Annotated in this window: 12 protein-coding genes; 8 read left to right on the forward strand and 4 right to left on the reverse strand. The window is 71.0% G+C overall.

Annotated elements, in window-relative coordinates; all coding sequences use genetic code 11:
* Nucleotides 1-133: 133 nt before the first annotated feature.
* Both car and FRCN3DRAFT_RS0240770 read right to left on the reverse strand, forming a co-directional pair.
* Nucleotides 134-3649, reverse strand: coding sequence for a carboxylic acid reductase (gene car / locus FRCN3DRAFT_RS0240765; RefSeq protein WP_007506938.1), 3516 nt, complete (start codon nucleotides 3647-3649; stop codon nucleotides 134-136).
* 377 nt (nucleotides 3650-4026) lie between these two features.
* Nucleotides 4027-4668 (reverse strand): TetR/AcrR family transcriptional regulator, encoded by a 642-nt coding sequence (locus FRCN3DRAFT_RS0240770; protein ID WP_027141386.1) that lies wholly within the window; start codon nucleotides 4666-4668, stop codon nucleotides 4027-4029.
* 367 nt (nucleotides 4669-5035) lie between these two features.
* On the opposite strand from FRCN3DRAFT_RS0240770, the gene FRCN3DRAFT_RS0240775 reads away from it, so the two are divergent.
* Nucleotides 5036-5443, forward strand: a complete 408-nt coding sequence (locus FRCN3DRAFT_RS0240775; RefSeq protein ID WP_007506940.1) for a nuclear transport factor 2 family protein — start codon at nucleotides 5036-5038, stop codon at nucleotides 5441-5443.
* A 118-nt stretch (nucleotides 5444-5561) separates the two neighbouring features.
* On the opposite strand, the gene FRCN3DRAFT_RS0240780 is transcribed toward FRCN3DRAFT_RS0240775, so the two are convergent.
* The gene (locus FRCN3DRAFT_RS0240780) at nucleotides 5562-6176 is read right to left on the reverse strand and encodes an AIM24 family protein (RefSeq protein ID WP_007506941.1); all 615 of its coding nucleotides are present in this window, start codon (nucleotides 6174-6176) and stop codon (nucleotides 5562-5564) included.
* Nucleotides 6177-6612: 436 nt separating this feature from the next.
* Here FRCN3DRAFT_RS0240780 and FRCN3DRAFT_RS48785 point away from each other — a divergent pair, with 436 nt between their 5' ends.
* Both FRCN3DRAFT_RS48785 and FRCN3DRAFT_RS0240790 read left to right on the forward strand, forming a co-directional pair.
* Entirely contained in the window at nucleotides 6613-7302 is a 690-nt protein-coding gene (locus tag FRCN3DRAFT_RS48785) for an ArsR/SmtB family transcription factor (RefSeq protein ID WP_007506942.1), read from the forward strand.
* Between the two features lies 1 nt (nucleotide 7303).
* The gene (locus FRCN3DRAFT_RS0240790; RefSeq protein ID WP_007506944.1) at nucleotides 7304-8038 is read left to right on the forward strand and encodes an SRPBCC family protein; all 735 of its coding nucleotides are present in this window, start codon (nucleotides 7304-7306) and stop codon (nucleotides 8036-8038) included.
* Here the strand turns inward: FRCN3DRAFT_RS0240790 and FRCN3DRAFT_RS0240795 are convergent.
* A complete protein-coding gene (locus tag FRCN3DRAFT_RS0240795; RefSeq protein ID WP_232794411.1) occupies nucleotides 8029-9666 on the reverse strand; it encodes an MFS transporter in 1638 nt (545 codons plus the stop codon). The two genes, FRCN3DRAFT_RS0240790 and FRCN3DRAFT_RS0240795, sit on opposite strands and share 10 nt — an antisense overlap.
* Before the next feature lie 102 nt (nucleotides 9667-9768).
* On the opposite strand from FRCN3DRAFT_RS0240795, the gene FRCN3DRAFT_RS0240800 reads away from it, so the two are divergent.
* The 5 genes from FRCN3DRAFT_RS0240800 (at nucleotide 9769) to FRCN3DRAFT_RS0240820 (ending at nucleotide 12677) form a co-directional block, all read left to right on the forward strand.
* The gene (locus tag FRCN3DRAFT_RS0240800; RefSeq protein ID WP_007506947.1) at nucleotides 9769-10239 is read left to right on the forward strand and encodes a MarR family winged helix-turn-helix transcriptional regulator; all 471 of its coding nucleotides are present in this window, start codon (nucleotides 9769-9771) and stop codon (nucleotides 10237-10239) included.
* 184 nt (nucleotides 10240-10423) lie between these two features.
* Complete coding sequence (locus tag FRCN3DRAFT_RS0240805) at nucleotides 10424-11011, forward strand: dihydrofolate reductase family protein (protein WP_007506949.1); 588 nt, start codon at nucleotides 10424-10426, stop codon at nucleotides 11009-11011.
* 279 nt (nucleotides 11012-11290) lie between these two features.
* Nucleotides 11291-11638, forward strand: a complete 348-nt coding sequence (locus FRCN3DRAFT_RS0240810) for a hypothetical protein (protein WP_007506951.1) — start codon at nucleotides 11291-11293, stop codon at nucleotides 11636-11638.
* Entirely contained in the window at nucleotides 11635-12297 is a 663-nt protein-coding gene (locus FRCN3DRAFT_RS0240815) for a hypothetical protein (RefSeq protein WP_007506952.1), read from the forward strand. The genes FRCN3DRAFT_RS0240810 and FRCN3DRAFT_RS0240815 overlap by 4 nt, the downstream gene beginning before the upstream one ends.
* An 83-nt stretch (nucleotides 12298-12380) precedes the next feature.
* Entirely contained in the window at nucleotides 12381-12677 is a 297-nt protein-coding gene (locus FRCN3DRAFT_RS0240820; protein WP_007506955.1) for a WXG100 family type VII secretion target, read from the forward strand.
* The last annotated feature ends 56 nt before the right edge of the window (nucleotides 12678-12733 follow it).

Genomic DNA, 12733 nt, shown 5'->3' on the forward strand with positions numbered 1-12733 from the left:
TCGCTCGACCGCCGGCGACGTCGCACATGACGTCGCCGGCGGCGTGAAGCGCCAGGGTCGGCACCCGTACTGACGGATGTGGCCGGGATCTTGACGCGGTGGTGCCGCGGCGGCGAGTGCCGTGTGGTCGGGCTCAGGCCGGCGGCGGGGGGACAAGCCCCATCCGGATCATGTCGTCCAGGCATTTGTGAATGAACTCCCGGGTCAGGTGGGGAATCCGCGGGCCGACCGGCAGATCTCGGACGGCGGCCTGGAACCGTGTCGTGTCGACCATCGGCTCGACGGGCCGAGGCCTGCTCATGGTCCCGAGCACGGTGAGGGACGAGTGCTGGCGCTTCGCTTCCGGCAATGCCTTGAGCTTGGTCTCGAAGCGCGCGAACCACGTGGCGTAGTCGGGCACCCGCTCGATCGGATAGCCCGCTTCCGCGATCCAGCCGACGAACGTGTCGAGTGAGATCCCGTCGTCCGCATGGTGGTTCAGGACGTGGTAGTTGCGGGCGCCGTCGTGCGGCTGGGTGCTGATTCCCACGATGGTCGCGGCGACGAAGTCGACCGGAAGGCCGTCGTAGTGCGCGCGGGCTGGGGCGCCCGTCTCGGTCGGCGGGTAGAAGGAGGCGGGGGCGACGCCGGCGAGCACGATGCTCGTGAGCAGCCTGGTGAAGACGTCGGGCACGTTGATCTGGCCGTGGTAGGTCCGGTGCGCGAGCATCATGTCGCCGCGGAAGACGTTCACCGGCAGCCCGGTCGCGCGGTGGGCCGAGAGCAGCACCTGCTCCGCGGCCCATTTGCTCGCGCCGTAGCCCATCCGGTGGCTGTCGAGATCGATCTCGGCGAGGAGCGGGGAGTCCTCGTGACGCGGGGCGCCGCGGTCGAGCAGGTGGGTGGTCGCGGCCGAGGAGACGAAGTCGAACCGTTTCTGCCGGTGGGTCAGCGCGAGCCGAACCAGTTCGGCGGTGCCGGCGACGTTCGGGCCGAAGAGGTCTTCGTAAGGAAGGACGTGGTTGACCAGCGCGCCCGGGTGGACGACGCGGTCGACCTGGCGCGCGAGGCGGTCGAAGTCCGCGACGCTCAGCCCAAGCCCTGGTTCCGCCACGTCGCCGACGACGACTTCGAGCCGGCCTTCGCTCAGTGCGGCGAACCTCTGGCGCAGGTCCGGATCCGTGTCGAACACCGCCGTGAGGCGGCGCAGGGCGGCGGCCTCGTCGGTCGCGCGCACGAGGCAGATGAGCCTCCCGCCGGTGGCCTCGAGGCGTTCGAGCCATTCGAGGCACAGGAAGCGGCCGAGGAAACCGGTGGCCCCGGTGAGCAGCACGCAGTTCGACACCGCCGGCGGCGGCTCGCTCGGCGGCTGCCGCAGGACGTCGGCGTCGAGGAACGCGCGGATGTCCAGGTCCGCGGCACGCAGGAGTCGCGCGCCCTTGCCATGCACACGTTCGAAGGTCGTTAGCCGCTCGCTGGACTGGTCGAGAGCGGACTCGATCAGCCGTGTCCACGTCCGTGGGTTGCCCGTGGGGCTGAGGATCGCGTTGACCGGCACCTCGACGCCGAAGATGCCCGCCAGCACCGTGGAGAACGCCGCGGCGCCGAGCGAGTCCCCGCCGAGGTCCAGGAAGCCGAGCGGCGCCGACCGGTCGATGTCCTCCACGCCCAGCGCGACTTCCAGCGCCCTGGCCACCTTGTCCAGGACACTGCCGCCGTCCAGTTCCCGCAGCGCGGTGAGGTTCTCGGTCCGTCTGAGCTCGAGGTCCGTGTAGAGCTGCTCGAGCCGGTCGCGGTACCTGGCCTCGAGGGCAGGGCGCATCCGTTTGTGGACGCTGGAGAGCAGCCCGTTCTCGTGCGTGAACGGCTCGTGCTCGACGATGAAGTCACGCGGCACCTCGAACGACCGGAGATCCTCCCTGGCCGCGACGTCGCGCAGCGCCGACCGGATCAGGCTCCGCACCGACGTCTCGGTGGGGCGGTCGCCGAGGCGGTCGCGCACGACGTCCGGGTTGGGAACGACGACGGCGAGCACGTACGAACGCGCCGAGTTGCCGTAGACGAAGATCTGGTCGATGAGTTCGCTGCCGTTCTCGAACGTCGTCGCGAGTCCGCCGACGGCGACGAACTCGCTCTGAGCGAGCTTCAGCACGTCGTTGCGCCGGCCGATCCACTCGATCTGGTCCGGCCCGCGCTCCTCGACGATGTCGCCGGTGCGCAGGAACCCGTCGGCGTCGAACAGCGCGGCCGTCGCCTCCGGGCGCTTGAAGTAGCCGGGCGTGGCCCGCTCGCTTTTGACGCAGAACTCGCCGCGCGGATAGGGCTTGTCCGTCAGGAAATAGCCGAGGTCGGGAACGTCCCGCAGCCGGTAGTCGATGACCGGAGGGCGCAGGACGCGTCCCATGACGGCCATGGTGCCCGCCTCGGTCGAGCCGTAGCCACCACCGAGGCGCACCTGAAAACACTCCTCGATGAAGCTCTGGACCTGGGGGGTCACGGGTGCGCCCGCGCCGCCGATCATGCACACCCGGTCGCCGAGGAACTCGGTACGGACCAGGCGCATCGCCTCGGCACGCGCCGTGGCGGCGTCGGCGCCGGCGGAGGTGCGCCGGACGACCTCGCTGAGGAAGTGCTGGTGGATCAGGTCGAGGATCCTCGGGAAGGCCGACATCTCGGTCGGGCGGGTCAGCCGGATGTCCTCGAAGACGGTGGACAGGTCGCTCCTGGCGGTGATGTTCGCCCTGCCTCCGCGCGCGAGCGCCGAGTAGATCATGTGGCGGCCCGCCATGTGGTTCAGGGGGGCCAGGGCCACCCGGACGACGGGTCCGGGCCGCTCGCCCGGGTCCCACTGGGCCGCCACCGTGCCCTCGGTGACGATGACGCCCTTGGGAGTTCCCGTGCTGCCCGAGGAATGGATCAGCAGGGTCATCCGACGCGTGCCCGCCGCGGACGCGGGAGGCGGTTCCCAGGCCGGTAGTCCCGCGCCGGCGACGAGTAGCTCGTCGAGCGTGACGAGCCGCGCGCGCGAGCGGTTCCTCGCGAGTTCGTCCCGCGCGGCCGCGAGGCGCTCACGGTCCTCGTCGACCCGGGCGTCGTAGCTGAGCGCGATGATCGTACGGATGGATTCCTGGGTACCGGCCAGGGTCGCCGCCAGGTGGAGATCGACCATCTCCGCCGCCACCGCGGTCGGCGCGGTGTCGGCGATGGTGCCCCGCAGGTCGGTGGCGGCGAGCGTGGCCTGGAGAGGCACGCTCACGGCGAGCTGGTAGGCCGCCGCCAGGTCCACCGTGACGTAGTCCGTGCTGGCGAACCCGAGGATGCAGACGAGATCGCCGGGTTCCACGCGGTACAGCGGATCATGTTTCCACACGGCGGCCAGGCACCTGATCCTGCGGTGAAGCTCGCCGTAGGTGATCGTGTCGAACCCGGGCTGGTCGACCCGGCGCGCGCGTCCCGCGCCGTCCTGGACGATCTCGTACCGTCGCTGGCCCAGTGCCGCACGTTCGGCGTAGCCGTCGAGCACGGTCTCGACGATCTGCCGGTAGGACAGACCCGGGCGGCGGGCGGCGGCGGTGACCTTCGGGTCGGGAGTCAACGCCCGCAGCTCGTCGTCCGTCTCGACCAGCTCGGCGAGGCGATCGGCCGGCCGTCGCACATCTGTCACTGACATGGGCTTCCTCGCACCGGTTGGGTCTGCGTCTGGACAACTACTGGTGCCCCTGGAGACGGCGACCCAGGGGAAGAGCCAGCCGGCCATGGCGGACGGCCGTCCCGTGGCCATCCAGCCAGTCACCGCCACCGGCCTCCCGCCACGGCGAGGAACTTAATCATACTGATCAGTTTGATTCTGGGTCAAGCGCGGAGGCAGCCCGCCGGCGTGATCACCTCGGAGGAGCCCGGTGCGAGGGTCGCCGAAGGTGCCGCGGGCGCGATCAGTCCCACCGCGAGGGTTTCCGGCGATGTGGTTTCAGGCGATGCGGGTTGCGGGCGATGCTGATGGGCGACCTGTTCGGCAAGGTGGTCGCGCGCCCCTGAGGGTGCCCCGGATCAGTCGGGACGCAGCGCTCGCAGGAACAGCCGGACAGCGTCCTCGGCGCGCCGTCGCTGCTCTTCGGGACTGTGCACGATCCCGAAGGACGCCATCCGCGCCGGGGTCACCGCGACGATGCCGAGAAAGTACTCGGCGGCCCGGTCGGGGTCGTCCACCACGATCGTTCCGGCGGCGGCGTGCGCGCGCAGCAGGTTCGCGACGACCTTCTGCCGCGGCCAGATGCGGTAGGTCTTCCGCGCGACCTCGGGGAACCGGGCCGCCTGCGCGATCGCGAGTCGGGTGAGCGCGACCATACGAGGATCACAGACTCTGCGCACGGCCGCCTCGGCGATCGTGAGCAGCGCGGCTCCGAGATCCGTGGGGAGGTCCGCTTCCTCAGGCTCGGGGGTGGGCCAGCCAGGCCGTTCCATCGACCAGTTGAGGACGGTGGTGAAGAGCTGCTCCTTGCCGCGGAACCTCGCGTAGAGCGACTGTTTCGTCGTGCCGGCGAGCGCGGCGATCTCGTCCACCGAGGTGGCCTCGTAGCCCTGCTCCAAGAACAGCCGCAGCGCCGCTTCCTTGATATCCCCGTCGAGCCGCGCCGCCTCCGCGCTCGTCGGGCGTCCGCTACGGCGGGCGGAGGCCGAGGATGCCGTCACACAACCAGTCTGACAGCCCCGACAGGGCGCCCATTGCATCCAGCCAAACCTGGCGATCTTGCTGGCGGATCCTGTCGCGATCAGGCCCTCCGGCCACCAAGCCGACCACATCCATGGGTCCTGCCGACAGCCTCATCACTCCGTCACCTCGACATCACTCCGCCACCCCGACCTCGCCGGACAGGCAGGCGGGCGACCGACGGCCCCGTCACCTGGCGAGGTCGGCCGGCACCTACCGACAGGAGCAAGCATTCACTAAGTTCTTGTCTCGGCCAGTCGACTCGCCTAGCGTGTCCCGTGCCTCGGCGGGAGGCGGCCGGCCGGCGTCAGGCCTGAAAGCGGACGCCTCTCAGCTGAGGAGACCGACATGATCGAGAACGAGGTCGTGACAGCGTTACAGCGCCACTGGGAGGACGGTTTCAACCAGTACGACCTCGACCTTGTGATGGAGCCCGTCGACAAGGACGTGGTGTTCAGTTCACCGTTCGTCCCACGGCTGACCGGGGACCCCGAGAAGGTGACGATCGACGGGTACGACGCCTTCCGTGAGTACATCGACGACTCGATGCGCCGCGTCCCCGGCATCCGGTACTCGCTCGACGCGTCCTTTGTGAGCACTCAGACGATCGTGTTCGTCTACACCTGCAACTTCTCCGACGGGCAGGCCAAGACCGGCGCGGACTCCATCCGCCTCAACAAAGCCGGCAAGATCGTCGAGTGGCGCAGTCACTACTCGTTCAATCCGGAAGCCATCGACGACCTGATCCAGGACTGAGCCCCCTTCCCCGGATCCCGTTCCCGGATCCCGTCCGGGCCACTCGGGCACTCGGGCCACAGCCTGGCGGCAGGCGCGCCCTGTCCGCCGGCGGGAGAGACGGTGGCGGCCGGCGACGCTAATGCTTCGGGTGTTCGGGGGTGGTGCCCGCGGCCGGGATCTCGCCGCACTGGACGACGACGAATCCGCCGGTACCGCTGTACTCGATCTGGGCGAGCTCGCCGGAGGACCGGCCGATCAGGTTGCCGAGCTTGAAGGTCGAGACGAGCCGGGTGCTCACGCCCGCCGTCCAGGCGACCGCCGCGTCGCGGTCGACGCACACCGGCTCGTCCGTGGGCAGCACGAGCGGGCTGCCGAGGCAGAGGACCGCGACGGCGCCGGTGCCGGAGATCTCCGTGTTGAACATGCCGCCGGCGATCATCGCGCCGAACCCACCCGACGTCTTCGTGATCTTGTATTGCAGGCCGGACTCCAGGGCGAGCAGGCTGCGGCCGTTGACGGTGAGCCGGTCGTCATCCAGGTTGAAGATCGAGATGTGGCTGCCGGACTCGGCGAACCACACGGTGCCGCGGCCCCGCGCCCGCATGAGATCCTGGCCCTCGCCGGTGACCGCGCGGCGGAGGTGGCCGCCTAGGCCGTGGCCCTTGTAGGCGAAGTCGACCTGCCCCCGGTAGGCGACCATCGCCCCCTGCTTCGCATACATCTCGCCGCCGTCGAGGTGGACCCGCAGCATTCGCTCCCCCTCCTCCAGGGCGAATGGCGGGCCGCCGGCCTGGCCAGCGGCGTGCCGCGCCAGTGGCTGGCTTCCCGGCGCGGAGTGACCGCCGAGGCCACGGTCTCCATAACCAGGACCGTAACCCCGCTCGCCACCCTGCCCCGTCATCTCGGCTCCCTTCCGATGACTGCCAGCGCGGCAGTCTATCGATTGACGAAATCGACGTCGCTCCCTCCGTCACATAGTGGCCGGCGCCCAGCGAGACCTGCCGGGTCCCCATTTCCAGCGGGCGCGAGAACCACGCCAGGGCGTCGTTTCGGTTTCTCCGGCACCGGCCGGACCACGGACGCTCCGGTGCGCTCGTCCCGCCCATGAAGCTCGTGCCACCGGCCCGGCCGACGCCCGGGCGGCGAGCCGGGCCGCCGCCCGGGCCAGGCCGACAGGATTCCTTGTCTTGACAAATTTTGTTGTCGGCATCAACCTGGAGCCCATGCTGGACGTGGCGGTGATCGAGGACCCGGGCGCGGCCGAGGTGTCGCTGGACCCGATGCGGGCGCGCCTGCTGGCCGCCCTGGCGGAGCCGGGGTCGGCGACGACGCTGGCGGCGAGGACGGGGCTGACGCGGCAGAAGGTGAACTACCACCTGCGCGCGTTGGAGCAGCACGGCCTGGTCGAGCTGGTCGAGGAACGGCGCAAGGGCAACTGCACCGAACGGGTGCTGCAGGCGACCGCGAGCTCCTACGTCATCTCGCCGGCCGCGCTCGCGGACGTGGCGCCCGACCCGGATAGAGCCCGCGACGAGGGGTCCGCCCGCTGGATGCTCGCCCTCGCCGCCCGGCTCATCCGCGAGGTCGGCGAGCTGCTCGCCGGCGCGACGGCGGCCCGCAAGCGGCTGGCGACGTTCGCCGTCGACAGCGAGGTCCGGTTCGCCACGGCGGCCGACCGCGCCGCGTTCGCCGGCGAGCTGTCCGACGCGGTCACCGCCCTGGTCGCCAAGTACCACGACGAGCAGGCGCCCGCGGGCCGCCGCCACCGACTGGTGATCGCCCTGCACCCCAGCCCGAAGATCCCCGTCCCGAGCCCCGAGACGATCCCGGGCCCGAACCGGTCCGAGTCCGCGTCCGACCTCCACGAGGAGAGCTGAAATGTCGACCGAGCAGCCGTCCCGCCGTGAGTTCGCCATCGAGCGCGAACTCGAGCTCGAGACAACGCCCGAGGACTACTGGGATGCCGTCACCAATGGCAACGCCGCCTGGCTGTGGCCGATCCAGCCGCCCGAGCCGCGGGTCGGCGGCGCGGTCGACGGCCTCGGCACCGTGGTGGCCTGGGAGCCGCCGCATCACCTGATCCTGCGGCATGAGGGCCCGGAGGGCTGGTTCAACCAGCTCGAGCATCTCGTCGAGGCACGGGACGGCGGCACGACCTGGGTCCGCTACGTGCACAGCGGCGTGTTCGTCGACGACTGGGACAACCAGTTCGACGGCGCGAGCAAGCACACCGACTTCTACCTGCACACCCTCGGCCAGTACCTGCGCTACTTCACCCGCCGCCCGGCCCGTTACGTCAACGCCGACGGGCCGGCGGCGTCGGCCACACCCGACGGTGTCGCCGTGTTGCGCCGCGCCGCCGGCCTGACGGACACGCGGGTGGGCGACCGGGTCCAGGTGGCCATCCCGGGCCTGCCGACGCTGGACGGCGTCGTCGACTACCTGAGCCCGGACTTCCTGGGCCTTCGCACCGAGGACGCGATGTACCGCGTCTTCGGCCGCGGTGCCTTCGGCGCCCCGACCTCCGTCGCCGTCCACCTCTTCGCCCCCGACGCCGACGAATCGGCCATCGAGAAGGCCCTGCGCGGCTGGCTCGAGGAGATCTACGCCTGACCCGGGATCCGGACCGTCGTGGCGCCTGTCCCGCCCACGGTTCCGGGCTCACCCACGGTTCCGGGCTCGCCCACGGTTCCGGGCTCGCCCACGGCTGCGGGTTCGCCCGGGGCCGGGGCGAGCCGCCGCGGACGCAACAGCACGGCGGCCAGGATGATGCCGGCGGCGACGCATCCACAGGCCACGAGCAGGCCAAGCCGGTTCCCGCCGACGAGCGCCTCGGCCGGGCTGTGGCCGGTCTTCGCCAGCGTCGCCGTACGCCCGGCGGCGACGGTGCCGAAGACCGCGAGGCCGATCGCCGCCGAGATCTGCATGGAAACGTTGACGATGCCCGACGCGAGGCCCGCGTCCTTCGGCGGCACGTCCGCGAGGGCGAGCGTCGTCAGCGGGACGAACGCGCCTCCGCCGCCGAGGCCGATGAGCACGCACACGAGCAGCATGCGCGGCGCGTACGCCGTCCCGACCCCGGCCCCGACGAACAGGAGCAGCCCCGCCAGCATGATGGCCATGCCGCCGATCAGGACCCGGTGGGGCCCAAGCCGGGCCGTCAGCCACCCCGCGAGTCCTAGCGACATGACCGCGACGACGGCCGTCTGCGGCAGGAACGCGGCGCCCGTGGCGATCGCGTCGAAGCCGAGCACCTGCTGCAGGTAGAGGGTTCCGAAGAAGAAGTAGCCGTACATACCAGCCGCCATCACCGCGCGCACCGCGCTGCCGGCGATCAGGCTGCGCTGCCGCAGCACCCGCGGCGGGATCATCGGGTCGGCGATGCGCGCCTCCCAGCCGGCGAACAGGGCGAGCAGCACGAGCGCGAGCGCTCCGGTGCCGAGAGTGGTCGCGGAGGTCCAGCCGATGTCGGCCGCCCGCACGATCGCGTAGATGCCGGCGAGCAGCGCCACGGTGACCAGGACCGCGCCCACGACGTCGACCCGGCCGCGCGGCCCGCCGCCGTCGCCGCTGCCGACCGGCCGTCGGTCGAGGAGCACGGCGGCGCCGACGAGCGCGACGGCGCCGATGGGGACGTTGATGGCAAAGATCCAGTGCCAATCCAGGTCCTGCGTGAGAATCCCGCCGAGTATCAGGCCGAGCGAGCCGCCGCCGATCGAGACGAGCATGTAGCGGCCGATCGCGCGGGCGCGCTCGGCCGGGTCGACGAACTCGGCGACGATGATCGCGAGCACGGACGACGACGCGAACGCGCCACCCATGCCCTGCACGAAACGGGCCGCGACCAGCACCGGTACGGACCCGGCGAGCGCGCAGGCGATCGAGGCGGCCGTGAAGACCGCGATGCCGCCGAGGAACAGCCTGCGCCGGCCGATCAGGTCGCCAAGCCTGCCGGCGACGAGCAGCAGGCTGCCGTAGCTGATCAGGTAGCCGTTCAGCGCCCAGGTGAGGTCGGCCTGGCTCACGTCGAGATCCGTCTGGATCGCCGGCAGGGCGACGTTCACGACGGTGGTGTCCAACATGACCATCAGCTGCGCGACCAGCACGACGATCAGCGCCAGCCATCGGCGCCGGTCGGCTCCCGCCGCGGCGGGAGCCTGTTCCTCGCGGTGTCGGGTGGCCGCGGCTTCCTCCATGACGTCCGCCGAGGGCGACGCCCTGTCAGTGTCAATCTCGCTCACGAGATAGTCACTATACAGTGACTATCTCGGATCACGAATCGTATGCCTACCATGATCATCATTTGATCTTGATTGACATCATCATGTTACGCTTGGACTGCCATGGCACCCACGACGAGTCCGTCCGTCGACGCGGACATCCCGGCTGACGCGCCGGCTCCCGCGGGCACGCACGTCCCGGGCGCGCTGGTCCTGCTGACCCGGCTGAGCCGCCAGGTCTACCGGATCGCGACCGAGGACGTCCTCGGCATGGGCCTCAAGCAGTTCGTGCTGCTCAACCAGCTCCACGAGGACGTCGGCGTGCCGCAGCAGCAGCTGGCCGAGCACCTGTGCCTGGGCGCGAACATCCTGGTGCTGCTGCTGAACGGGATCGAGAGCGCCGGCTGGGCCGAGCGGCGCCGCGACCCGGCCGACCGCCGGCGCCACCTGGTCCACCGGACTCCGGCCGGCACCGCCGCGCTCGCCAGCGCCGAACGGGCGATGGACAGCGTCGAGGACCGCGTCCTCGGCGACCTTTCCCCTGAGGAACGCGCCAGCCTACGCGCCCTCCTCGCCCGCGCCCTGCCCGACTGACCGCCCAGGCATCACCGGCGCACGGCGCGGCTCCCGCGAGCCGGAACCGCCCGCGCTCACGACACCTCCCCGGCATGTCGAGACCGCCGGGTCGGCTCCGACCACAGGCCGGGACGGTCGACTCGGCCGGACCGATCGGCGGTCAACCGGATCGGCGGTCAACCGATGGAGGAGGCTCAGCGGGATGAGGATTCGGGCGCGGCTCGCGGTGAGTGTGGACGGGTTCGTGACGACGCCGACCGGGTGGCCGGCGCACACGGCCGACCCGGCGTTCGTCAGTGGGGAGAGCCACGGGATCAGGGAGTTCCTCGTCGGCTGCGAGGCGGTCCTCATGGGCCGGACGACCTTCGAGCCGGCGCTCGCCAACGACCGGTGGCCGTGGCCGAACCTGGATGTGTTCGTCCTCGGTTCCCAGCTCCCGCCGGGCATCCCCGACCATGTCGTCGCCGACTCCGACCCGGCGCGGCTGCTGGAACGCATCCGGGCCGCCAACCGGGGCGGCGACGTCCATCTCGTCGGCGGGCCGCGCACGATCGAGGCCTTCCGCGCCCTCGGCGCGCTCGACACTCTCGAACTCGTCGTCGTCCCGCTGCTGTTCGGCGCGGGCCTGCGTCTCACCCCGGCCCTCTCCGCCGAAGCCGGGCTGACCTTCGAGAGCTCCCGCGCTCTTCCGGGTGGCTCCGTCGAGATCGTCTACACCTGCGACGGCCACCGCGCCGACCTCCCCGCTCGGCCCGCCAGCCAGCCGGCCCCACAGACCCGGGACGCCTGACCGGGCGCCCGCCCACCGGACGTCGGCCGGACGCCCGAGGTCCGGACCTCGGGCGGACGTCCGCCGTCCGTCGACCCGGCGTCGCCGAATGAGCTGATCACGTACTGGGCGACAGGGTATGCTCACTCCCGGATGCACATCTGCTGACATTTCGTCAGCAGTGGTGACCAGCCGCAGCTGGGTTGACAACCGTCGATGGCCTCGCGCTACGGGGGTGCGCGTGCTTGGATCCTTGCTCCCGATCGTGCTGGTGCCCGTCGACGGTCTGGCTGGTCGCTGATGGCGGATCTGTTCGCGGCCCATGTGGACGTCGCCCGCCAGTTGTCCGGGGACCTTTCGTCGATTCGGACGTCACTGACGTCGCTCGGGACGGATCTCACCCGCATGCACGGCCAGACCGGTTCCAGCGAGGTCGAAGCGGCGTTGGACCGGTTCGTGCACGACTCGTCGGACAGCCGCGGCAAACTCGACAAGCTGCTGGAGCGGGCGATCGGGTTGCTGAACGGGCTGGTGGACGGCACGGCCGCGCTGGACTCCGCGCTCGCCCACGGCCTCGACCCGGTCACGCCATCGCCACCGCCGATGCCATCACCGATGCCGATGGCGGCTCAGGTGGCCGCGCCGTGAGCGCGGTGGCCCCGCGGGCGACGGCCTCCCGGTTCACGCTGCGCGTCCCGGAATCGTGGTTCGAGTTCGACGTCTGGCGCGCCACCCGCACCGGCGACCTCGCCCGCCTCGTCGACGCGCGCATCGCGAGATACCCGCGGCTGCGGCCGCACCGCGCGACGCTGCTCACGCTGCTACGCGAGGCCGCCGATCGCGCCGAGCGGCAGGGCGCCGTCTACTGCGCCACCGCGACGCGGGACGAGTCGGGCACCGGCGACCTCGTGGCCACGCTGCTGGTCTTCCACACCCCGGGCGCCGACGACCCGGCCGAGAACACGGTCACGGCGATCGCCGGCCAGGTCAGCGCGGTCGCCCGGGCGCAGGCAGCCGAGCCGTGGCGGACGGTCGAGCTCGTGACCGTCCCCGCTGGCGAGGCCGTCCGCGTCCAGGGCGTCGAACGCAGCCTCGTCGACGGCATCCCCTTCGAGACCGTCACCATGCAGACGCTCGTCCCCGTGCCCGCCGCGCTCGACGGCAACACCGGCGGCACGGGTGGCACCGGCGGCACCAACGGCGTGCTGAACGTGGTGCTGACAAGCCCCCACCTCGCGCTCGCCGACGACCTGCTCGACCTGTTCAGCGCCATCAGCGACACCCTCACCTGGTCCGCCAGCGCCTAATAGACCCGACCGCCGCCGTAAGCCGCCCCCTTCTCGCCCCGACCGTTTCGGATCCGTTTTCGAGCCGAAAGGCAGGCCCAGCAATGGCGAACGTTCACGTCGACTACGAGGCGATCCGGAGTACCGCGACGACGCTGTCGCGCGCGCAGACCGACATGGAAAACCAGCTGACCACCCTGAAGACGCTGATCGACCAGCTGGTCACCAGCGGCTTCATCACCGACCAGGCCTCCGGCCGGTTCCAGACGTCCTACTCCAACTGGGACATCGGCACCCGCCAGGCGATCACCGGCCTGGAGGGCATGGCCAAGTTCCTCACCGAGGCCGTGACCCAGCACGAGCAGCTCGACACGTCGCTCAGCTCGGCCGCCGGCGGCTGATCCTCGGCTCGGCCGCCGGCGGCCGAGCCGCCAGTAACGCTCTCCGACCGTGTGGC

Source organism: Pseudofrankia saprophytica (assembly GCF_000235425.2).
GTDB lineage: Bacteria > Actinomycetota > Actinomycetes > Frankiales > Frankiaceae > Pseudofrankia > Pseudofrankia saprophytica.